This is a genomic window from endosymbiont of Acanthamoeba sp. UWC8 (assembly GCF_000730245.1).
GTDB lineage: Bacteria > Pseudomonadota > Alphaproteobacteria > Rickettsiales > Midichloriaceae > Jidaibacter.
The window spans coordinates 1,050,654-1,073,136 of record NZ_CP004403.1 but is presented as its reverse complement, the minus strand read 5'-3'; the positions used below and the strand labels follow the sequence as shown (position 1 = coordinate 1,073,136).

Below are 22,483 nucleotides of genomic sequence, written 5' to 3'. Positions count from 1 at the left end.
CATACTTAATATCAGTAATAATTTTTTTGTAAACCTATAATGCCTTTTAGGCTGCATGGCTTAATAAATAAGCTATATCATCGGAAACCGAAACCCTGACATCTTTTACCGAGCGGCCGGGGCAACATGTTACTCCCCCACTGGTGAAAAGTTGGTTTCCATTCCATATAGCTATAGATCTAAGCTGATAAGAAGCCCCTAAATCAATTATAACATATTGTGGAGACCTAGTATTTTGAGTTACGAATATTTTACCTCTATAAGTTGAGGCACTTGCTATAAAGTCTGCAGAAAGTGCAGAAAATGTTTGTGACGTTCCGTAAGGAGCTCCATCAAATAGTCCAATAGGCTGGAATGGTAGATCATTAGATACGCTACCATTATCTACATATAAGGAACTAGATGAGGCAAAAGTTCTCATGGTTGTTAGCGCAGTGCCAGAGCTAGTATACACTTGAGCCTGACCAAGGTGATACACATCCTGCCTTGGATCCTGCCCGCTGCCGGTCGGTTGGCTGGAAAGTAGAGAAAGTTTTACATATCTTCCTCTGGTATTATTTAAAGGTATAATATCTGCAGATTGGATAGTTTGCGCAGGTGTTAGTGTTGCAGTTGTAGAATAGAAAGCTTTGCAGGTGGGTGGAGAGCTAATTAAATTTTTAGGTATTCTTGAAAGGAAGGTACTTGCTACTAAAGAAATAGAAGAATTAGGCTGGGCTTGAGTCTTCCAGCCGACATTGACGTAGCCGCCGCCATATGCCCCGCCACCGGGGCCGTTTTTATGCCAAATTTCAAAATAATAACTTTTATTCGCAGTTAGACTAATAGCGGCAGATTGTTGAGTAGGATAAGTTGTCCATGTATATGGGTCAACCTTGTTCCCTTTAAGAAAAGCCCTCCTGATAAGCCTATTATCTCCGTTAGAATCGTCTTCTATCCAAAATGCCGAATCATCATCACTTGATATATAAAAGTTATAATTATTGGTAGAAGTAGGGGTTATGTATCCGTAAATTTTTTGAAAAAAGTAATCTTGTAAGTCTGATCTTTCCAAAGGATTGGTTGAGAACTTTTTAGGTTGTAATGTAATGAATTGCGGGGCATTAAATCCTCCTGAAAGTGCCATAGTGTTAACGGTATTGCTTAAGCCATACCATAATTGAACGGATGCTTGGCCATTTATAAAAGTAGTTAGAGCATTGTCGGCAAGATTAATATTAGAAACAGCCATGTATGCATTTGAAGGTGAGGAGGTATTTGTAATAGTAAAATTTAACCTTTTGAATAACTGATCACCTTCCCCGAATGTGACTTTAATAGTATTGCCTGTTCTTGAAGATGAAAAATTGGTTGGAGCAAAGTTAACAACCAGAGTGCTGGAAGGAGCTGAGAATGTAGCAATATTAGTAGTAACTTCAGTGGAAGGGTTGGTTGTTGTTGTATAAGTATAACTTAAGGTAATAGTAGCATTAGTGGTTAAAATCTCATTTACTGTCAAACTTAACTCGGGATTTCCGGCTCTATTTAATTGAAATGTACTTAAATCCAAAGTAGGAGGAATAGTTTTGGATGAAATTATCATAACTTCTTCTTTATTTAGAGTGGTTCTTACCGCATTTTGCCAGTTTGCAGCAGCAGTGCTATTCACGCATTGATTGGTAAGGCAGTTAGGGCTATTAGTTTTTATAAAACAATCATTAATAAAATCGGTTTTATTTTTATATACTAATATATCATCTGAGTTTGCAGGGCTATTTGATAATTGGTAATTAGCATCAAACACAGATGCGCCGCAAGAACTATTGTTACACTCCATATTTCCTCGTTCAATCGGTAAGCTTGCAGGAGGATAAGCATTCCTATTTGAGGAATAGGCATTATAAGCACCATAGCCGTTTGCACCTCTGCTGATTATAATATATGCCGCATTGCTTTCTATTGCTGTGCCGTTTTCATTGTTGACTACTATAACAGCATCCGTACCCAAATAGTTACCTAAGTTATCCTCGTTATAATTCTTATATAAATACGGTGAGGGGGAGTATTCTAATTTATTTCCCCAACCGTCAATCATATATTCATCAGGCAGCCCCAAAGTTCTGGTAGGTACAGCGCCTAAAAATAATCTCATTACGGGAGATGATTCTATTATATTAGGAGCATTGCATATAAAATAAGCATCATTAGTCCTTGACTCTGTGCCATAAATAGAGCTAGAAGGAGTAGCAGTTGGCGAAGCCGGGCAGGGAAGCCTACCGTTCAGAGCAGCAAACCTTATAAGGGCATCATTTATGGTATTCATTCTATGTATAGTGATTTGGTTGCTATCAATACTGCTTTGAGAAGCACGAAAGCCTATGGATGCAGCAGCGAAAAGGGAAATAAGTACAATTCCTACCGAAACCATCATTAAGGTAAACCCTCTTTGCTCTCTCATACAATAAACTCTGTGAATAAAATACTATTTATAATATAACATATTTATTACAGATAAGTAAAACATAATGATAAACAAGGGGTTTGATAAAAGAGCTCTCTGATTACCTATTTAATAGCTTCAAAGAGCCCTTAAAATAATTAGATATGTATGGATCTGGAAAAAGCATTAAGGGTAGATTCATGCATCATTTCCGATAAGGTTGGGTGAGCAAAAATAGTATGCATTATATCAAGCTCAGTACCTTCCATATTTTTAACTAAGCCGAAACCTTGGATCATTTCCGTTACTTCTGCACCCACCATATGCGCGCCTATCAGTTCACCGGTTTTTGCACAGAAAATTGTTTTGATTAAGCCTTCGGTCTCCCCGATCGCCATAGCTTTACCGTTACCGAAATAAGGGAACCTGCCTACTTTAATTTCCAATCCTTTTTCTTTGGCTTTTTCTTCCGTAAGTCCGATGCTTGCAATTTGCGGGTAGCAATAGGTACAGCCCGGGATGTTTTCCAACTTTAACGGATGAACATCTTTAAGGCCTGCTATTTTCTCTACGCAGATGATTCCTTCATGACTTGCTTTATGTGCAAGCCAAGGAGGTGAAGTTACGTCTCCAATTGCATAAATATTCGGCTCATCAGTTTTAAGATACGGATCGGTTTTTATAAACCCTCTGTCAATTTGTACCTTGGTATTTTCTATGCCGATGTTTTCAACATTAGCTACAATCCCGACTGCCGATATAATTCGATCGGCTTCAACGGTTTTGATCTTTCCGTCCGCTTCATAACTGACTTCAACACCAACTTTTTTCTTACTGACTTTATTCACGTGAGCATTAGTGATTAATTTCATGCCGCGTTTTTCAAAGGCTTTATGAGCAAGCTGGGAAATTTCATAATCTTCATGCGGTAAAATATGAGGGCTACGTTCTAAAACAGTGACTTCCACTCCAAACATATTATAGAAACTTGCAAATTCTATTCCAATTGCACCGCTGCCGATGATTATAAGAGATTTAGGCAAACTTTTGGGAGTCATTGCTTCTTTATATGACCAAATATGCTCTCCGTCCGGCTCTATCCCCGGTAACACCCTAGCTCTGGCACCGGTTGCAATAATAATGTGTTTTGCATTTATCTCGTTAACTTTCTTTCCTTCATTTTCTATAAGCACGGTTTTAGATTTAGTAACTTTACCGTGACCTTCAAGAATCTCTACTTTGTTTTTTTTAAGCAGATGCTTAATGCCGCCGCTCAGCTTTTCGGCTGTTGCCCTTGAGCGCGCTATTATTTTCTCAAAATCAAAACTCAATCCTTTAACTTTGATACCGAATTCTTCGGCATGTTGAGCAAGATGGTAGACTTCAGCAGACTTAAGTAATGCTTTAGTCGGGATACATCCCCAGTTTAAACAGATGCCGCCTAAGTGCTTACGTTCTACAAGCGCGGTTTTTAACCCTAGTTGAGCTGCTCTTATAGCAGCCACATATCCGCCCGGTCCGCCACCGATTACCACAATATCAAAACTCATATATTCTCTCTTTCCCTTAAATTAATATTAAACCAGCATTAAACCCGGACACTCAACAAAGTTTTTAAATTTATTTAAAAACTCAGCCCCAAGTGCTCCGTCAACAATTCTGTGATCACATGATAAGGTAACGCTTACCATATTTACTACTTTTATTTCGCCGTTTATAACCGCCGCTCTTTCTTCGCCCGCACCGATCGCAAGAATTGCTGATTGAGGGGGGTTAACGATAGCATTGAAATTTTTAATCCCAAACATGCCGAGATTAGTAATACTAAATCCACCGCCTTGAAATTCTTCCGGTCTTAACTGGTTAGCTTTAGCCCTTTTAGCAAGTTCTTTCATCTCGTTGGAAATCATACTTAAAGACTTTTGATCGGCATTTCTGATTATCGGAGTAATTAGTCCTTCATCAATTGCAACTGCTATTGAAACATCAACATTATTATAAAATTTAATTCCTTCATCAGTATATGAAGCATTTACTTGTGGCGTATCGCGAAGAGCATTTGCTACAGCTTTGATCATAATATCATTTACTGAAATTTTATATCTCGGAGTACCATCAACTTTAACGGATTTATTGTTCATTTCTTCTCTTAAGCTTAAAAGCTTATCTATATTGCAATCTATAGTCAGATAGAAATGCGGAATGGTTTGTTTGGATTCTACCAATCTCTTAGCAATAACTTTGCGCATCTGACTTAACGGAGTTAACGAAAATTCATGAGGATTTCTGCCGAAAGTAGAGCAAGAAGCTTTAACGATAGGCTGAGGTGCAGATTCTGCGTTTAACACATCCGCTTTGATAATCCTGCCGTGAGGGCCGGTGCCGCTAAGAGTGCTGAGATCAATATTTTCCAGCTGAGCTATACGCTTAGCAAGAGGGCTTGCAAAAACTCTAGCTTGGTTTGTACTATTAGATATATGAGCAGAAGGTAATTCAGGTTTTGTATTTTGTTCTTGTTTGGTCGGTTCCGTACTAGCGATTGTGTTCTGATCAGAGCTACCATTCTTTTTCAATATTATTTCAATTGCCGAGTGATCTTCACCGCTTTCAAGCAAAATAGCAATAAGTTGATTAACTTTAACCCCTTCACTTTTATCCGCGACAAGTATTTTACCGATAATACCTTTATCAACAGCTTCAACTTCCATTATTGCTTTGTCAGTCTCGATTTCTGCGATAATATCGCCGGGTTTTACCGTGTCCCCTTCTTTTTTTAGCCATTTAGCAAGATTTCCCTCCGTCATAGTCGGAGAAAGTGCTGGCATTAAAATTTCAATTGCCATTAGTTCCTCAAAAACAAAATTATGCTTACGCATTGTTATAAAGTTTTAATATAATATTTTAAGATTAAAGGTGCAATATTAAATAGAGTTTAATGAGATACTTTTCCTTTGTATTGCTGATGGAAAAAATATCCCATGGCAATTAAGATAATTATAATACCGATCAGTGCATGTTTACTGATTGCATCTTCAAAAAATATATACATTCCGAATTCTATGAATAAAACTTTTGAAAATGTAAACGGCATTAAAATTACTATAGGGGTACTCTTGTATGCAGAAAAAAGAGTAATGCTGCTAAAAATGGTAAGAAAAGCCAACACGGGTATGGTGCTGAGTTCATCGTAAGTAATCGGCTTCCAAATAAAGAGCGCAATCGGCAAACTTAATATTACGGTAAATAAAAAGGTATAAAAAGTTTGAGCAACTATATCTTCAGAGGATTGAAGTTTGCAGATAATATTATAACATGACCACATGAATGTAGCAAATACCCCTATTGTAGTACCGTCGTTTAAATTAACCGTATAATCTGAAGAAATTATAATATAGACTCCAAAGCTGCTGATAAGTAAGATGATAAATGATTTTAAACTTAGTTTTTCATTGCAAAATAAAACTGCGAGTATAGTAGTAAAAATCGCAGTCATATAATCAATGCTGTAAGCTTCGTTAAGTGAAATATATTTTAACGCTTCCACCCAACTTACCATTCCCATTATATTGCATAAAGCTCTATAAGCATATAATTTATATGATTTAACCTTCAATCTCTCTTCTTTTACTACTAAAAGCCAAGGGAACATTATAGCAAGGCCTGTCACAGAGATTAAAAAAAATATTTGAAAAGTCGGAATGGAGGTTTTTAATGATAAGAATAATAGAGTACTACTCGTAAAAAATAGTAAATTAAGCAGCTTTAAACTAATGCCGAAATTATAGTTTTTTACCATTATTTCCGATCGTCATTTTTAAGTTTAAAGCCATTAACAATATCTTCTAAACGTTCTATATCCTTATCATCAAGTCCATTTAAGTTGTTGTCTTTGCTAGTATGGTTTTTGTATAATTCAAGCAGAGATCTTAAATTACTGATTTCAATTTCTTCGTCTGATTTTGTTAAATACTCTTTAGCCCTAATATCCTCAATATGTTTTTGCTCATCTTTAGAAAGCGAGTTTAGCATAACCCCTTTGGCATAAGAAATGAATCTCTCGTCTTTACTTTTTTTGGCAAGTTTTTGATAAGATATATCTAGTTTTTCATTAAAATCTTCTGACGTAAATGTAAGTAAAAGCTGCTTCCCGAATTTTAATAAATCATAAGTTTGGGCATTCTTCAGCCAATTAGGTGCTACTTTTGCTTCGTCTTTAACTTCCGTACCGTTTATTAAGCTTATACCGATTGATAAAAAGAAGTAGAAAAATGAAGCAATCAAAAACCCTCTGAAAAATCCGAAAAAAGCTCCCAAAGTACTATCGACAAATTTTGAACCGAATATTTTAACTGAACTGATTAGGCTATTTAATATTGCAAAAAATATCAGGAAGAATACCATTAAACCACCATACCCTATTGCCGTAAGGACTACCTCATTCGAAATCTTATCAGCAAGAACTTCTTTTAGATGAGGATAAGTTAAATCAGTTAAATATATAGAAAGAATCCAGCCGGTTAAAGATAATACCGAACCGATCAATCCTCTGAAAATTGCAAATATAGTTGAAAGAGCAACAATTGTTACCACTACTATGTCTAATAAATTAAATTCGTTAAAGTTCATAAAGTTATTCTAAAATAATTTTTCTTAATTCATTAATGTGAGATAACGAAATTTGCTCAATCTGGCAAGTAATGTTTTTATTTGATTTAGGAAGTATTGCTTTATTAAACCCTAATTTATGTGCTTCATTAAGTCTTGCTTCAAGGTGAGAAATCTGTCTTAATTCTCCGGAGAGTCCGACTTCTCCGATAAAGACTATATCTCCGGGGATAGGTAGGTTGGAAGCTGCAGAAATTAAAGCAGCCGCTACAGCTAAATCCGCGCCAGGTTCCGTAATTTTCAGACCGCCTGTAACATTCAGATAAACTTCCTTATCAAGTAAATTTAATCCGAATCTTGAATTTAGAATTGCTATCATCATGTTTAGGCGATTTAAATCCCATCCTATTGCAGCTCTTCTCGGTGTTGCCAGGAATGAAGGAACAATTAATGCTTGGATTTCAAGTAAGATCGGTCTACTGCCTTCTATGCACGGATAAATTGTTGAGCCGCTGATATCTTGTGTCCTATGGGGTAAAAATATTGACGACGGGTTGGTTACCTCGGATAACCCTTCTTTAGTCATTTCAAAGATCCCGATTTCATTAGCTGCACCAAACCTGTTTTTAACCGAGCGAATAATACGGAATTCATTTGAAGTATCGCCTTCAAAATAAAGTACGGTGTCTACCATATGCTCAAGAACTTTAGGCCCTGCTATTTGGCCTTCTTTAGTAACATGACCGACAAGAATTATTGATATCCCTTTACTTTTAGCCACTCTAATAAGTTCAAACGCACACGCTCTAACTTGGCTCACCGTTCCTGGAGCTGATTCTATATCTTCATGGTAGAGGGTTTGAATGGAGTCAATAATTACTAAGCTTAAATCTGAAGAGCTTTCTAATGTTCTGATAATTTCCTTTAAGTTAGTAGTAATTGCAACCCTAACGTTATTATCAGTAGTATTAAGCCTTTGGGAACGGAGCTTAATTTGTTCTAAAGATTCTTCACCACTGATATATAAACTTTTATTACCGTTAAATCCTAATTTATGTACCACCTGTAGCAAAATAGTTGATTTACCGATTCCCGGGTCACCACCGAGTAGAGTGATAGAGCCGGCAACTAAGCCGCCTCCAAGTACTCTGTCGAGTTCTTCAATACCGACTTGAAGTCTAATTATATGCTCGTTGCTTTCATCCAATCCGAAAATTTCTAAACTTGTTCCTCTTTGTTTTGCAGTAGTTTTCTTGCTAAAAGGGGAAGCGATTGAGTTCTCTGCCACTAAGGTATTCCAGTTGTTACACTCGTCACATTTGCCTTGCCACTTTTTATACTGAGCCCCGCAGCTTTGGCAGGCATATATCTCTTTTAGCTTCGTCATATGCAATGTTAAAATAATAACTTAATTAGATAATAAGGATAAAAAGCTTAAAAATCAATCTCCCTATAATCAATTTATTTTTTTCACTTCCGCATTTAAATGCTATATTATTTGCTAATTTAATAAAAAATTGAATAAATAAGTTTATTGCTCTATAATTAAGTTAATAAGGGAGTTTTTCTGGGGGGTAAAATGCAGAATTCTTAAGTACCTATATACCACTGAATTATAGGAGTATTACATCCGGAGGGAAAAATGTCAGTACATAAAAATATTATTAAATTTTTAAATTATTCATATAACCGCAGTCATGAGCATATACCGCACAATTGGGATATCTTGTTGGATGCAAAAGACTTAAAAGACGGGTCGCTTGTTTTTGATGCTGTTGCTTTCATTAATAATGAATATAAGCAAATTGTCATAGCGTATAATGGGACTTTATTCAACATAAATAACTTTAAGCAACTTTATCAGGATCTTTCCGTGTGGTTTGATATTTATAAACAAGAAGTGCCTCATCAATTTACTAACGGAGGAGTAAGTTTTTTAAATAAAGTTATAGAGAAGGTTGGGGCGGAGCAGGTAGGAGATTATAAGCTTATTAATTTGGGTCACTCAACAGGAGCAATAAATAGTGATCTTGCCAGCTTATATTTTAATAAACTAGGTTATACCTCAGTATCGATTACTTATGAAAACTTAGGATCAAAACCGATTCTTGAAAAATATGCTGCTTATAATAATATTAACTTAGAAGGAATCCAAGAAAACTTCCAAGTTTATAATACTACAGAGAGTATCATAAATGAACTTAATAAGCATTTCGGTGAGGTAAATAGGCTGGATTTATTTTATAATCCTGAAGATTCCATATTATCTAAAACAGCTTTTACTTTAAGTAATATTGGTGAAATGTTAGGGATTGCACATAAAGTTTATGCTTTATATGCAAGCTTTGAACAGCAAGTTTACCCGCAAGTTTTTGAAGAAGGGCAGGTAAACAACGTAAACTATCTAAATGCAGCTAATTTACTTAATGCCGCCTCTATCGGTTTAATAGTCGCTTCAAGCAAAGTAAGTGAGGTTGATAAAGCTATCTTTATGCATAAGTTTGAGAATATTAAAAGGCTGTTAGGGGATAATCAAGGACTTAATGAAGAAAGTTTAGACTTAAATCAACCATTATTAACCGATGATAGCAGTAACTATTTTAGTAATAATTCACTAAACTATAATTTTCATTAATAACTTATAACTTCTTTTTTAGTTTTAGCGTGCCGTTTAATGAACCTAAATGACACGCTATACTAATATTATATGAATTAGAACTTTGAGCTTAGAAGAAACGTTTCTTTTTCTTAGCTATTTCAGTGGTAGATGTTCTTTCTTGGTCAGCTTTATGACCATTTCCGGATTTTCTTCTGCTAAAATTAGCATCTCTGTCTTTGCTTTCACCTCTAGGTTCTCTTGGCTCGCGCTTATCTTCACCTCTAGGTTCTCTTGGCTCACGCCTATCTTCGCCTCTAGGTTCTCTTGGCTCACGCTTATCTTCACCTCTAGGTTCTCTCGGTTCACGTTTACTTCCACTTTCTGTAGATTCTTCGGATTCCTGGGAAGAAGATTTCTTGTCATCAGAAAAATTAGGTTTATCTTTTAGAGTTAACTTAACTTTACCTGTTCTATGGTCTAGCGAGATCACCTTCACTTTCACAGCTTGTCCAAGACTTAAGAAGTTAGAGATATTGCTGCCTCTTTCGTTGGTTAGTTCCGAGATATGTAATAAACCTTCACGTACACCGAAGAAAGAAATAATTGCACCGAAATCAACGAGCTTAATAACAACACCGTCATAAATATCGCCAATTTCAGGGTTAGTAGTAATACCCTTAATCATGTTAAGTGCTATTTGAGTGCCGGCATCATTATTTGAGGCAATTTTAACAGTTCCGTCATCAGCAATATTAATCTCAGCTCCGCTTTTTTCACAAATATCACGGATTACTTTTCCGCCTGAACCTATTACTTCACGGATTTTATCTTTTTCAATTTTAATTGAGGTAATGCGTGGAGCATTTTCATTCAGTTCGGATCTTGATGTAGAAATCGCATTAGCCATCTTACCTAAAATATGAAGTCTGCCTTCACTGGCTTGAGAAAGAGCTATTTTCATAATCTCTTCATTAATACCGTTAATTTTGATATCCATTTGTAAGGCGGTGATTCCTTTTGCTGTTCCTGCAACTTTGAAATCCATATCGCCTAAGTAATCTTCATCACCCATGATATCAGAAAGTACGGAAAATTTCTCTCCTTCTTTTATGAGACCCATAGCAATACCTGCTACTGAAGACTTAAGCGGAACGCCTGCCGCCATCATAGACATAGAAGAGCCGCAAACAGTTGCCATTGAAGAAGAACCATTGGATTCGGTAATTTCAGAAACCACTCTTATAGCATAAGGAAATTCTTCTTTTGAAGGAAGCATCGCACTTAAAGCTCTGAAAGCCAACTTACCATGCCCAATTTCTCTTCTGCCCGGCGCACCCATTCTACCAACTTCACCGACAGAAAACGGCGGAAAATTATAATGCAACATAAAACGATCATGGCGTAACCCGTGTAAATTCTCAACCATTTGTTCACTTGATTCAGTACCGAGTGTTGTTACGCAAATCGCTTGGGTTTCTCCCCTGGTAAATAATGCTGAACCATGAGTTTTAGGTAGAAAATCTACTTCACCGACAATGTTTCTTATTTCTTTCGAGTTCCTGCCGTCAATCCTTTGATTGTTATCTAAAATATTGCTGCGGACTAAGTCTTTTTGTAAGTTTTTAAAAGCCCCTTTGACTTTAAGCTCATCCAGACCTTGGTTAGTGACCAACTCTGCTATAACTTTATCTTCGGTCGCATAAATTTTCTCATTTCTCGCTTGCTTTTGAGTCTCAGCATAAGCTGCTTTCAACTCTTTTTCAGCTAGCTTTTTAACTTTCGTATCAATCTCGGAGTTATCAACTAAACTTACTTCCCATGCAGGTTTTCCGACCTCAGCTGCAAATTCTTTGATTACCTGAATTATAGGTTGGAATTGCTTATGCCCGAACATAACCGCTTCTAACATGAGTTCTTCGCTTAGCTCTTTAGCTGCGGACTCTACCATTAAAACCGAGCTTTCCGTTCCTGATACTATTAAGTCCAAATCACTGATTGTTTTAGTTTCTTCATAAGTCGGGTTGAGTACGAATTTTCCGTCAATGTATCCGACTCTTGCTGCTGCTACCGGTTCTGTAAACGGAATACCTGAAATAGTAAGAGCTGCCGAAGCACCTATAATAGAGAGAATGTCAGCTTCATAATTGGTATCATAAGAAAGTACGGTACATACAACTTGTACTTCATTATAGAACCCTTGCGGGAAAAGCGGACGAATAGGCCTATCAATAAGTCTTGAAACTAAGGTTTCATGCTCGGAAGGCTTGCTTTCTCTTTTATTAAATCCGCCGGGAATCTTACCGATTGCATAAAATTTTTCCTGATAATTAACGGTGAGCGGGAAAAAATCAATTCCTTCTTTCTGCTTTTTATTACCGACAACAGTACATAAAACAACTGTACCACCCATTTTTACTACTACTGCGGCATCTGCTTGCCTTGCAATCTTTCCTGTTTCCAGTTCTAAAGTTTTTCCGTTCCAATCAATGATTTTTGTGTGTAGTTTAAACATCCTTTACCTATAAAAAATAAAAAGTTGCGCTAGAGCTAACGCAACTTTCTTTAATTAAAAATTATTCCTAATAACATCATTAGTTATTTTCTTAGCCCTAGTCTTGCAATTAGATCTTGATATCTATTCAAGTCTTCTCTTTTTAAATAACTTAACAATCTTCTTCTTCTGTTAACTAAAACTAATAATCCTCTTCTTGATTGGAAATCTTTAGTATTACCTTTGAAGTGCTCGGTTAAGTTAGTGATTCTTTCGCTTAATATTGCAACCTGAACTTCAACTGAACCTGTATCGCTGCTACTTAAAGAAAAATCTTTAATAAGAGCTTGTTTTTTTTCTGCTGCTATCGACATCGTATACTCCTTATAAATTAAAAACACGTTTTGGTTTAAGCTGCCCGTTTTCAAAGATGCATATTGCAATTAACTTCAAGTTAAACAATGCTGCGACTTCGCTCTTTTTATGAAACTCAGCATCTAAATAAATCGGCATTCCGGTTTTTAATTTTTTTGCTTCCGCTTCATTTAAATTCCGTACTAAGATGTCGTCCAGTACAGAAGTTACGGGCTTTAAATTCTCCTGCAAAAATTGCAAAGAAGAGATTTGGTCATCATTATGCAATAGATTTTTGATTTTATCCAGAGGAATTGCATCATTAACTATAAAATTTTTACTCTCTGTTCTTCTTAAGTAAGTAACATAGCCGCATATACTTAAGTTTAAAGCTATATCCCTTGCCAGCGATCTTACATAGAAACCTTTGCCGCATTTAACCGCAAAAGTTGCGCTATCATTATTGCAGCTAATTATATCTAAATTATAAATAGTGACATTTCTGGGCTCAAGTTTTACCTCTAATCCTTGACGGGCAAGATTATAAGCTCTTTCACCATTTATTTTCAGGGCGGAAAATTCAGGAGGCATTTGGTTTATAACTCCGTAAAACGGTTTGATTGCCATTTTTAATTCCATCGGGGTAGGGACTTTATCACTGACTTCGGTTATTTTTCCTTCTCTATCTATAGTATCTCTATTTTCTCCCCATTTGATGGTGAAATCATAAGCTTTTGAATTATCCATAATATAATTAATTAGCTTAGTTGCTTCACCTACACCCACGATAAGTAATCCGGATGCAAAAGGATCAAGTGTTCCGGCATGTCCGATTTTTATGTTTTTAAGACCGATGCTTTTAAACAATTTTTTTATATAATTTAGTGCGCCTGCTGAACTAATGTTCTCAGGTTTATCAATTAATAACCAGCCGTTCATTCTTTCTCTGTTTTTTTATTAGGCACTATATAACTATATGTAAATTTAGGGAAGGGAAGAGAGTAATTTTCGGGATAATTTTTAAAAACAATGCAAGAATTCAAAATCCCTCAACTTTGAATATTGACAAAATATATATATATTTGCATAATGGCCACCTTAGAATAGAAAACTATATAAAGAATATTATGTCTTCATTTACAGCTGGAACTTATACTGCAAAGCCCTCGGAAGTTAATAAAGCATGGCATTTAATTGATGCTGATGGATTAGTTCTCGGTAGACTCGCTGCGGAAATTGCGAAAATTTTAAGAGGTAAACACAAGCCTTCTTACACACAAAACATTGATACAGGCGATAACATTGTTGTTATTAATGCCGATAAAATTCAAGTTACCGGAAAAAAACTTGATCAGGATTCTTTTTACTGGCATACAGGATATGCAGGTGGAATAAAAAGCAGAACTAAAGGAGAAATCTTAACCGGAAAATTCCCGCACAGACTTCTTGAAAAAGCTGTTGAGAGAATGATGCCGAAGGATAGCCCGCTTGCACGCAAACAAATGAAAAGTTTGCATGTATATGCAGGTGAAGCTCATCCGCATCAAGCGCAAAGTCCTATAACATTAGATATTGCTAAACAAAATCCAAAGAATAAAAAATAAGGTATAATTAAACTTATGGCAGATATTAAAAAAACTACTAAAAAAGAAACGGAAGTAGCAAGTATAAACGATATTGCAAAAAAGACTACAAAGCCTAAAGCAATAGAGAGCAAAGAAAAAACAGCTGAATCTAAAGCTGCTCCGACTATAATTACTACTAAGAAGGCTTCTTCCAAGAAGGGCTCGGTTGAAAGGTTTTATGCAACCGGTAGAAGAAAAGAAGCAACTGCGAGAGTTTGGCTCTCTAGAGGTAGCGGAAAAATCGTAGTTAATGATCGTGATGTTACCGAATATTTTGCACGTCCGGTTTTAAGAATGATTATCAATCAACCGTTCGTTGCCACAGAAACTACCGGTCAATTTGATGTAATGTGTACAGTTAAAGGAAGCGGTTTATCCGGCCAAGCAGGTGCTGTTAGACTCGGAATCAGCAGAGTACTGGATACAATGGTTCCGGATTTACACCCAACATTAAGAAAAGGTGGATTCCTAACCAGAGATAGCAGGAAAGTTGAACGTAAAAAATTCGGACATAAAAAAGCTCGTAAAAGCTTCCAGTTCTCTAAACGTTAAACAAATATATTACTCACCATTATTTGGAGAAGCACCCTTACAAATGTTCGGGTGTTTTTTTATTTTATATAAAGTATAAATCAATAAATTTAGCAAGGTACGAAGGAGCTGAGTTATCAATAATATAAATGAAGCAATATAATAACTAAAAAATTATGGTTTATGTAATCTTTATATTATAAAATTTATTATAAAAATACATTAGTATATTAAAATTATATTATATTTATAGTGAAGATATAACTACTAATATTTAAATATCAAATTTAAGGTTATGCTTCATGATAGACACATTATTTCAAGCTATTTTATCTAAGGATTCAGAATTATTGTCCGATATACTACCGGATAATAAGAATGACTTAAACACAAAGCACGTTTTCCGTTATAATTACGATCAAGGTGGTAATGATTATTTTGAAGGTACGCCTTTAGACTTTGCACTCATGCTAAATAATAAAAGTGCGATCAAATCTCTTATTAATGCCGGAGTAAAAGTTCATCCTGTTGAATTAATGAATGCCATATTAAATGATAATCAGGAAATACTGGATTTATTACTTAGAAATAATAAAGAATTAGACTTAAATTCCGAGCATATTTTTCGTTTTAATTATACCGAAGATGGTAACAGGATAGAAGAAGGTACGTTTCTAGACCTTGCTTTAGCGGAAAATAAAATAGTCGCACTAAAAGCGCTTATAGATGCAGGGGCAAAACCTGCTCAATCAACTCTTATAAAGGCAGTAATAATCGATAATCCGGATATACTCAAACAATTACTTAAAAATGTTGATGAGCTAGCTTTAAATTCCGAAAGAACAATAATATATGATAAAATATCTGATTTAAACCGTAAATATATTATTGACGGCACATATTTAGGTTTATCTATAATAAAAGAAAAGGAGAATGCTTTTAAAACGCTTCTTAATGCCGGAGCTAAACCTGACCTATATACCGTTAAAGTTGCGATTGACATAAATAATACTGAAATATTAAAAGCTTTAACAGCTTATTTAATATTAAATGAAGATATAGAGAATCTAAGCTATATGCTGAAGAATACAAAAGATTCAAACTTAATAAATAATAAATATACTTTCCAATATGATTATAAAGATGATAGCAATAAAATTACGGAAGGTACATTTTTAAAATTAGCATTGGCCGAGAATAAGAACGATGCCTTTAAAGTTATAATTGATGCAGGTGCAAAACCTGATATAGCTATTCTACAAGATGCAATAGCGAGTAATAATATAGTCGCACTAGATGTTTTACTTAATAATTTTAAAACTCTTGATTTAAATGCTAAGCAAACTTTTTCTTATAATTACCTGCAGGATAGCCATAGTGTATTTCAAGGGACTCCGCTTGAGTTTACTGCAAAGATTGGTAATATTGAAGCTTTTAAAGTGTTATGTAATGCTACTCTTAGTAAGAAAAGTCCAATTGATATGACGGAAGGGTATAATAATATATCTATGATAGTTGATAAATCCGGTAATCAACTTCAAAATGGTGATTCTCAAAATTATCAGCTGCCTATCGAAAATATTATTACATTTGAAGAGATGTTTCTTAGAGAAAATGGAAAACCTAACCATGAAATTTTATTATCTCTTTGTAAAAAATATGATGAGCAAGAAGAAAATTATTCAAACGACCATCTCATAGATTGTTCGGGGGGTGATTGTAAGGTGTGGATCTAAGGGGTGGGTAGTTTAGATAAAATTAATTGCTAAGTTAACTGCTATAAATTATTTTAAGCGCTTAAGCAGTTAACTATAGCCGATTATTACTAATTATGAAAATTATTGAAACCGAGCGGTTGATTTTACGTACCTGGAGTGATGAGGATGCTAAAGCTTACTTTGATATTAACCAAGATCCCAAAGTAGTAGAGTTCTTGCCTCATAAGCTTACTATGCAGCAAGTTAAAGATTTTATTTCCGCTATGAATGATCAGTATAAAAAAAATAATTATACATTATTTGCTGCCGAGCTTAAGGAAACAAAAGAGTTAATCGGGTTTATCGGGCTTGGTTATACTGATTGGCAAGCCGCCTTCACTCCTTGCACTGAAATAGCCTGGCGCTTAAGTTCTCTACATTGGGGTAAGGGCTATGCAACCGAAGGTGCAAAAGCAGCATTAAACTATGGATTTTATAGGTGTGGCTTAAAAGAAATAGTTTCCTTTACGGTACCAATGAATAAACGTTCTATTCGGGTTATGGAGAAAATAGGGATGCAGCATGACGGGGCGGGTGATTTTGCTCATCCCAAACTACCCCCCGATCATAAGCTTTCCAAGCATGTATTATATAGAATAAAAAGCAATCTGATAACCGAAAAGCCGCACAATAAATCTTAAACCCCGTATGCTTTAATTAGTAATTTAAAGATGTATTTTTATGCTGTTTTGTATTATATTAATTGTCAAAGAGCTAATTTTTCGGCAAAAGATATAAATAAAATTATTAGGTGAATTATGGATAAGCAAAAAGCGTTAGAAGTAGCATTAAGCCAAATAGAAAAATCCTTCGGCAAAGGTTCGGTGATGAAACTCGGAAATAAAAAAACCGTGGATGTTGAAGCAGTTTCAACCGGTTCGTTAGGCCTTGATATTGCACTTGGAATAGGCGGGCTTCCGAGAGGAAGGATTATTGAAATATTTGGGCCTGAAAGCTCAGGTAAAACTACGCTTACTTTGCATGTTGTAGCTGAGGCGCAAAAAGCAGGCGGTGCTTGTGCATTTATAGATGCGGAACATGCGCTTGATCCGGTGTATGCTAGAAAACTCGGAGTAGATATCAATGAACTTATCATCTCGCAACCTGATACCGGCGAGCAAGCTTTAGAAATTGCAGATACATTAATTAGGTCAGGAGCATTAGATGTAATTGTTATTGATAGTGTGGCTGCACTAGTGCCGAAGGCTGAGATTGAAGGTGAGATGGGAGATAGCCATATGGGCTTACAGGCGAGGCTTATGAGCCAAGCTTTAAGGAAAATTACCGCAAGTGTCGCAAGGTCAAACTGTATTTTAGTGTTTATTAACCAAATCAGATCAAAAATCGGCGTTATGTTCGGTAACCCGGAAACAACAACTGGCGGGAATGCTTTAAAGTTTTATGCTTCAGTAAGAATTGATATTAGGAAGATAGGTGCTTTAAAAGAAAAAGATGATGTAATCGGTAACCAAACCAGGGTTAAGGTGGTAAAAAATAAGGTTGCGCCTCCGTTTAAGACTGTTGAGTTTGATATTATGTATGGTGAAGGTATCTCTAAGACAGGAGAAATAATAGATTTAGCTACTAAAGCTGATATTATTGAAAAGTCCGGATCATGGTATGCTTATAAGGGGCAGAAAATCGGCCAAGGTCGTGAGAATGCTAAAAAGTATTTAAAAGATAATCCCTCAATAGCCACCGAAATTGAAATGCAAATCAGAACCAATAGTAACGTGGCCTCTATAATCTCTGATGAAGTCGGTAATAATTTATCATCTGAAGAAGGAGCAACGGATGAAGCGCCATCTGTTTTTTAATATTATAATTTAGTTTAAAACCTCCGAAGCTTAAGGTTTATGGGGGTTTTAACTAAATTAAATTGTATTTCATCGGTATAAGTATATATTGTTACCTGCTCTTCACATCTTATGCTAACTAATTTAGGATGCATGTAAAATTATAGGTGACTACGGTTGACTTTTATGATTATCTTTATAGAATGGGGCGAACTTTTTACAGGGAAATCATGAGAATAGCTTTTAACTTTTTGTTTATTCTTTCTCTTTCTACACAAACATTAGCAGATCAAAATGCAAATCAAGATGAAAATCAAAATTGTTTAGAAAAAAGATATGTATTTGACATAGGGTCAGGGTCAACTAAATCTAAAGGATATCTAGTAGATATCTGTCAAAACAAATTAATTAAAAATTTAGGTGAGGTAAATAAGGCTGTACGGTACCAGCAATGTATATCAAGTTCAATTGACAAAAGCTCAATAACCGAAGAGTGTTTGACAAGCGGGTTAAGTGCATTAAAAGCTATTGAACAGGAATACGGGATTGATTGCGGTGAGCATAAATGCAAAGGAGTTGCAACCGCTTGGGCAAGAAACGCAAAAAATTCAAGCGAATTACTTAACACTTTTAAACTGCATGATATACACATAAACTTAATTTCTCAAAAAGAAGAAGGAGAATTAGGGTTCAAAACAGCTCTAAGTGATCCGTATCTAAAAGGAGTTGATCCTGATAAGTTACTTATTTGGGATATCGGAGGCGGTAGCTTTCAGCTCTCGGTGCAAGACGAACATGATGAAATCCATACATATGAAGGACCATGGGGCTTATTTAATTTTGTTCACCAGTTAAAAGAAGATTTCTCCTTAAAAGGAATTAATTTAACTAAAGAAGGTTTCTTTAACAAAAATGAATTAAAAGAAATTTTAGAATATACTTCGCATGAATTAGGTAAAGATATTCAAAAAGATAGATTGATTGTTGAGAAGCTTAAAACCGCAAAAATAGTAGGTATAGGCAGAATAATGTATATGGGCATTAAATATGAGCTCGATCTTACTAATCCGATCAGTAAAGAAGAAATCAAGGATTTAATATATGAATTTGCCGGAATGACGGTTAGTGAGGCTCAGAAGAAATATCCTAAGCTACCAGATCATTTTGCTCCGCTAATTCAACAAGCATTAATCTTAGTCTATGGAGTCATGGATGGTGCAGGTATTAATAAGCTTGAAATTATAGAGTCAACCTTAACTGATCACCTGGTTCTAGACCAAAGTTTTTGGCATGGTGAAGTTACAGTAGCTCAGCAATCTTTTTAGCTGCAAGCATACCGGGTTTTTCACCACTTTTGACATTAAACATATTTAAAGCAAGATTGAACTTTTCTTTTTGATAATCTTGCTTCTCTTTATTGTTTAATAGCACGTATAGTGCCTTACTAATATTTTCAGCGGTACATTTATCCTGTATTAATTCGGGGACTACTTCCTCCTGTAAAATAATATTCGGAAGAGCAAAGTACTTTGTGGTAATAAAGAATTTTAAAATAAATGCAGTTAAGCCGGATACCTTATAAGCTACAATCATAGGTAAGTTATAACGCATCAATTCAAGCGAAGAAGTTCCGGATTTAACTAATGCTACATCGCTTGCAAATAATAACTCATCTTTAGTTTTACTATCCGAAGAAATAAGGGGAGAAAACTGACCAAATTCTTTTTTTAAAATCTCTTCCAGGTGAGGAAGAGTAGGGATAAAAAGAGTAATATTCGGTTGTTTATTCTTAATGTTTTTTAGCGCCTCAATAAAGATAGGTATATGTTTCTTCAATTCACCTTTTCTGCTACCGGGCATTATAGTTAGTAGCTTATTTTTTAAGGGAACATTATATTTAGTATAAGTTTCTTCTTTGGATAAACTTTGTACTAAAGGTTCTTCAAGGATTGGATGCCCGACAAAAGTTGAAGGGAACCCGATCGTATCAAAATAAGGCTTTTCAATCGGCAAAATTAAAAGTTGATGATCATATAATGCTTTAACTCTATATATACGTTTAGGTTTATATGCCCAAACACTCGGTGCAACATAATTAACAATTTTAATTTTATTTCCGAAATATTTTCTTAAACGTTTAATTAACCTTAAATTGAAGCCGGGCGAATCAATGGTGATAATTACATCAGGATTTATTTTTATAATTTCCTGATAAGTTTTAGTTAGAAGCTTCTTAATTTTAAATATTTTAGGAAGTACCTCAATATAACCCATAATAGAAATTTCTTCTATATCAAATATGCTATTTAGCCCTTGAGAAATCATTTTACTACCGCCTACACCATAAATACTGCAATTAGGCAGCAAAAGCTTTAAGGACTTAATTAAGTTTGCTCCGATCAAATCCCCGGAAGGTTCCCCGGCAATAATAAAAATCTTAGGCGGCATTTATTCTTATTCTATTAAAATTAATAATAAGCTTTATAATTTTAGAGTCTACAAGGCTGTCTTCCGGACTTATTTTTTCGCAAATTAAGTCATATAAAATTACATCATCTATTTCAAGAACGCGCTCATAATCCAGTAGTTCCTGCAGGGAAAAAGAAGGTATATACTTTTCGGCAAACTCTCCGATTAAAATATCGGTTTCTTTGCAGCCTCTATGGGTGCTTCTATATAATAGCTGTTTACGTTTCGTTTCTATATTCTGCATAACTAAAAATATTTTTATGAGAGCATAGTTAAGTAAATTTTTCCTGCAAGGGTAATTTTTTAATTAGAGCGGTTTGGGATTCAGCTTAAGGTTGAATATTTTTAAATTTTGCTTTATTTAATAATTTTGTAACAAGTATAATTAATAACTGCTTGGAATAGTAATATATTACTAATATTTTTAAAATACTTGCAACTTGTTGCATCGCAATATATTATAATACTAATGGGGAATTATTTTATGGGTTTAAATATGGTGGAATCTTTAAGTGCAAAGGCTCAAGATAAGAAAGTTGCAAAGTTGGTTATACCATCTTTAAATAAGGAGATAGAGCTGCCTATAATAGAGGGAAATGAAGGTCCTGCAGTTATGGATGTTACAAAATTATATCAGGAAACCGGGTTGTTTACTTATGATCCCGGCTTTATGTCTACTGCTTCTTGTCACTCTGCAATGACTTTCATTGACGGAGAAGAAGGGATTTTAAGACATAGAGGCTATGATATTGCAGATCTGGCGGAAAAAAGTGATTTTCTGGAAGTTTGCTATTTATTGTTGCATGGTGAGCTGCCGAGTTCTTCTGAAAAGGAGGTATTTGTTAAAAATATAAAACAACACACACTTGTGCATGAACAGCTTCAGTTTTTATTTAGAGGATATCCGAGAAGATCTCATCCAATGGCTGTTATGGTTGGAGCGGTTAGTTCTTTATCGGCATTTTATCATGATACACTTGATATTAAAGATAGCGTACAGAGAGAGAATGCTGCTTTAAAATTAATTGCAAAAGTACCGACTCTTGCTGCAATGACTTATAAATATTCTGTCGGTCAACCGTTTGTTTATCCGGATAACAGCTTAAGTTACGGTGAAAACTTCCTTAAAATGATGTTTGCCGTACCGACTGAAGAATATAAGATTAATCCGGTATTTGCTAAAGCTATTGAAAAGATATTTATTTTGCATGCCGATCATGAACAAAATGCATCAACTTCAACTGTAAGGCTTGCCGGATCTTCGGGCGCTAATCCTTTTGCGGTGATCGGTGCTGGTATTGCTTCTCTTTGGGGGCCTGCACACGGCGGTGCAAATGAGGCCGTGCTTAGAATGCTTGAAGAGATAGGGAGCCCTGATAGAGTGCCGCAATTCGTTGAGCGTGCTAAAGATAAAAATGATCCGTTTAGGCTTATGGGCTTTGGGCATAGGGTATATAAAAATTATGATCCTCGCGCCTCTGTGCTTAAAAAAACCTGCCAGGAAGTATTGAATGAATTGCATATTAAAAATGATCCGCTACTTCAGATTGCAATTGAATTGGAAAAGATTGCTCTACAAGATGAATACTTTATCGAGAAAAAGCTCTATCCTAACGTTGATTTCTATTCGGGTATTATTTATAGAGCGCTCGGGATTCCGACTCCTATGTTCACGGTAATGTTTGCGGTCGCAAGAACGGCCGGCTGGATAGCTCAATGGAAAGAAATGATTGAAGACCCACAACAAAAAATACGGTCGTCCGAGACAGCTTTATATCGGAGAAAGTTACAGGGAATTTCTTTCGCTTTCAGATAGAAAGTAATACTTAATTAAAAG

General features: G+C 35.3%; 18 protein-coding genes and 1 pseudogene. 8 read left to right on the top strand and 11 right to left on the bottom strand.

All coding sequences use genetic code 11. The annotated features are described in order from the left end of the window. Window positions 1-46 precede the first annotated feature (46 nt). From I862_RS05165 to radA, 6 genes are all read right to left on the bottom strand, one after another. Window positions 47-2,437, bottom strand: coding sequence for a PA14 domain-containing protein (locus I862_RS05165; protein WP_038539663.1), 2,391 nt, complete (start codon window positions 2,435-2,437; stop codon window positions 47-49). A gap of 140 nt (window positions 2,438-2,577) precedes the next feature. Next, complete coding sequence (lpdA, locus tag I862_RS05160; RefSeq protein WP_038539660.1) at window positions 2,578-3,969, bottom strand: dihydrolipoyl dehydrogenase; 1,392 nt, start codon at window positions 3,967-3,969, stop codon at window positions 2,578-2,580. A gap of 27 nt (window positions 3,970-3,996) precedes the next feature. Beyond that, window positions 3,997-5,262, bottom strand: coding sequence for a pyruvate dehydrogenase complex dihydrolipoamide acetyltransferase (locus tag I862_RS05155; protein WP_038541504.1), 1,266 nt, complete (start codon window positions 5,260-5,262; stop codon window positions 3,997-3,999). An 89-nt stretch (window positions 5,263-5,351) separates the two neighbouring features. Beyond that, window positions 5,352-6,215, bottom strand: coding sequence for a DMT family transporter (locus I862_RS05150; protein WP_038539657.1), 864 nt, complete (start codon window positions 6,213-6,215; stop codon window positions 5,352-5,354). Then, complete coding sequence (locus I862_RS05145; protein WP_038539654.1) at window positions 6,215-7,045, bottom strand: CvpA family protein; 831 nt, start codon at window positions 7,043-7,045, stop codon at window positions 6,215-6,217. The genes I862_RS05150 and I862_RS05145 overlap by 1 nt, the downstream gene beginning before the upstream one ends. 4 nt (window positions 7,046-7,049) lie before the next feature. Next, window positions 7,050-8,411 (bottom strand): DNA repair protein RadA, encoded by a 1,362-nt coding sequence (gene radA / locus I862_RS05140; protein ID WP_038539651.1) that lies wholly within the window; start codon window positions 8,409-8,411, stop codon window positions 7,050-7,052. 255 nt (window positions 8,412-8,666) lie between these two features. Between radA and I862_RS05135 the strand changes: the two genes are divergently transcribed. Further along, entirely contained in the window at window positions 8,667-9,659 is a 993-nt protein-coding gene (locus tag I862_RS05135; RefSeq protein WP_038539644.1) for a hypothetical protein, read from the top strand. A gap of 91 nt (window positions 9,660-9,750) precedes the next feature. Here the strand turns inward: I862_RS05135 and pnp are convergent, their stop codons facing one another. The 3 genes from pnp to truB all read right to left on the bottom strand — a co-directional run bounded on the left by pnp (window position 9,751) and on the right by truB (window position 13,407). Beyond that, window positions 9,751-12,135 carry a polyribonucleotide nucleotidyltransferase gene (gene pnp, locus I862_RS05130; RefSeq protein WP_075260594.1) on the bottom strand — a complete coding sequence of 795 codons (2,385 nt, stop codon included), beginning with the start codon at window positions 12,133-12,135 and terminating at the stop codon, window positions 9,751-9,753. An 83-nt stretch (window positions 12,136-12,218) separates the two neighbouring features. After that, window positions 12,219-12,488, bottom strand: a complete 270-nt coding sequence (gene rpsO, locus I862_RS05125; RefSeq protein ID WP_038539641.1) for a 30S ribosomal protein S15 — start codon at window positions 12,486-12,488, stop codon at window positions 12,219-12,221. A gap of 10 nt (window positions 12,489-12,498) precedes the next feature. Beyond that, window positions 12,499-13,407 carry a tRNA pseudouridine(55) synthase TruB gene (gene truB / locus I862_RS05120; protein WP_038539637.1) on the bottom strand — a complete coding sequence of 303 codons (909 nt, stop codon included), beginning with the start codon at window positions 13,405-13,407 and terminating at the stop codon, window positions 12,499-12,501. A 188-nt stretch (window positions 13,408-13,595) separates the two neighbouring features. Between truB and rplM the strand changes: the two genes are divergently transcribed. The 6 genes from rplM (at window position 13,596) to I862_RS05090 (ending at window position 19,502) form a co-directional block, all read left to right on the top strand. Next, a complete protein-coding gene (gene rplM / locus I862_RS05115; RefSeq protein ID WP_038539634.1) occupies window positions 13,596-14,072 on the top strand; it encodes a 50S ribosomal protein L13 in 477 nt (158 codons plus the stop codon). Between the two features lie 15 nt (window positions 14,073-14,087). Beyond that, window positions 14,088-14,645: a 30S ribosomal protein S9 gene (rpsI, locus tag I862_RS05110; protein WP_084173797.1), complete on the top strand. Its 558-nt coding sequence runs from the start codon at window positions 14,088-14,090 to the stop codon at window positions 14,643-14,645. Window positions 14,646-14,926: 281 nt separating this feature from the next. Next, window positions 14,927-16,360 carry an ankyrin repeat domain-containing protein gene (locus tag I862_RS05105; RefSeq protein WP_038539630.1) on the top strand — a complete coding sequence of 478 codons (1,434 nt, stop codon included), beginning with the start codon at window positions 14,927-14,929 and terminating at the stop codon, window positions 16,358-16,360. A 95-nt stretch (window positions 16,361-16,455) separates the two neighbouring features. Next, the gene (locus tag I862_RS05100) at window positions 16,456-17,022 is read left to right on the top strand and encodes a GNAT family N-acetyltransferase (RefSeq protein ID WP_084173796.1); all 567 of its coding nucleotides are present in this window, start codon (window positions 16,456-16,458) and stop codon (window positions 17,020-17,022) included. A 117-nt stretch (window positions 17,023-17,139) separates the two neighbouring features. Then, on the top strand, window positions 17,140-18,198 hold the full coding sequence (gene recA / locus I862_RS05095) for a recombinase RecA (protein WP_038539623.1): 1,059 nt from the start codon (window positions 17,140-17,142) through the stop codon (window positions 18,196-18,198). Between the two features lie 209 nt (window positions 18,199-18,407). Next, window positions 18,408-19,502 carry a Ppx/GppA phosphatase family protein gene (locus tag I862_RS05090; RefSeq protein ID WP_038539620.1) on the top strand — a complete coding sequence of 365 codons (1,095 nt, stop codon included), beginning with the start codon at window positions 18,408-18,410 and terminating at the stop codon, window positions 19,500-19,502. Here the strand turns inward: I862_RS05090 and lpxB are convergent. After that, window positions 19,477-20,625: a lipid-A-disaccharide synthase gene (lpxB, locus tag I862_RS05085; protein WP_052646478.1), complete on the bottom strand. Its 1,149-nt coding sequence runs from the start codon at window positions 20,623-20,625 to the stop codon at window positions 19,477-19,479. The two genes, I862_RS05090 and lpxB, sit on opposite strands and share 26 nt — an antisense overlap. Continuing rightward, window positions 20,615-20,890: an FAD assembly factor SdhE gene (locus tag I862_RS05080; RefSeq protein ID WP_038539617.1), complete on the bottom strand. Its 276-nt coding sequence runs from the start codon at window positions 20,888-20,890 to the stop codon at window positions 20,615-20,617. Before I862_RS05080 ends, lpxB begins: the two co-directional genes overlap by 11 nt. A 252-nt stretch (window positions 20,891-21,142) precedes the next feature. On the opposite strand from I862_RS05080, the pseudogene I862_RS05075 reads away from it, so the two are divergent. After that, window positions 21,143-22,469: pseudogene (locus tag I862_RS05075) on the top strand (citrate synthase). Window positions 22,470-22,483 lie beyond the last annotated feature (14 nt).

Coding starts and splice junctions, on each gene's coding strand:
- I862_RS05165 (WP_038539663.1), bottom strand. CDS start 2,437: ATGAGAGAGCAAAGAGGGTTTACCTTAATGATGGTTTCGGTAGGAATT.
- lpxB (WP_052646478.1), bottom strand. CDS start 20,625: ATGCCGCCTAAGATTTTTATTATTGCCGGGGAACCTTCCGGGGATTTG.
- I862_RS05150 (WP_038539657.1), bottom strand. CDS start 6,215: ATGGTAAAAAACTATAATTTCGGCATTAGTTTAAAGCTGCTTAATTTA.
- recA (WP_038539623.1), top strand. CDS start 17,140: ATGGATAAGCAAAAAGCGTTAGAAGTAGCATTAAGCCAAATAGAAAAA.
- rplM (WP_038539634.1), top strand. CDS start 13,596: ATGTCTTCATTTACAGCTGGAACTTATACTGCAAAGCCCTCGGAAGTT.
- truB (WP_038539637.1), bottom strand. CDS start 13,407: ATGAACGGCTGGTTATTAATTGATAAACCTGAGAACATTAGTTCAGCA.
- I862_RS05105 (WP_038539630.1), top strand. CDS start 14,927: ATGATAGACACATTATTTCAAGCTATTTTATCTAAGGATTCAGAATTA.
- I862_RS05090 (WP_038539620.1), top strand. CDS start 18,408: ATGAGAATAGCTTTTAACTTTTTGTTTATTCTTTCTCTTTCTACACAA.
- I862_RS05100 (WP_084173796.1), top strand. CDS start 16,456: ATGAAAATTATTGAAACCGAGCGGTTGATTTTACGTACCTGGAGTGAT.
- rpsI (WP_084173797.1), top strand. CDS start 14,088: ATGGCAGATATTAAAAAAACTACTAAAAAAGAAACGGAAGTAGCAAGT.
- I862_RS05145 (WP_038539654.1), bottom strand. CDS start 7,045: ATGAACTTTAACGAATTTAATTTATTAGACATAGTAGTGGTAACAATT.
- radA (WP_038539651.1), bottom strand. CDS start 8,411: ATGACGAAGCTAAAAGAGATATATGCCTGCCAAAGCTGCGGGGCTCAG.
- I862_RS05080 (WP_038539617.1), bottom strand. CDS start 20,890: ATGCAGAATATAGAAACGAAACGTAAACAGCTATTATATAGAAGCACC.
- I862_RS05135 (WP_038539644.1), top strand. CDS start 8,667: ATGTCAGTACATAAAAATATTATTAAATTTTTAAATTATTCATATAAC.
- rpsO (WP_038539641.1), bottom strand. CDS start 12,488: ATGTCGATAGCAGCAGAAAAAAAACAAGCTCTTATTAAAGATTTTTCT.
- I862_RS05155 (WP_038541504.1), bottom strand. CDS start 5,262: ATGGCAATTGAAATTTTAATGCCAGCACTTTCTCCGACTATGACGGAG.
- lpdA (WP_038539660.1), bottom strand. CDS start 3,969: ATGAGTTTTGATATTGTGGTAATCGGTGGCGGACCGGGCGGATATGTG.
- pnp (WP_075260594.1), bottom strand. CDS start 12,135: ATGTTTAAACTACACACAAAAATCATTGATTGGAACGGAAAAACTTTA.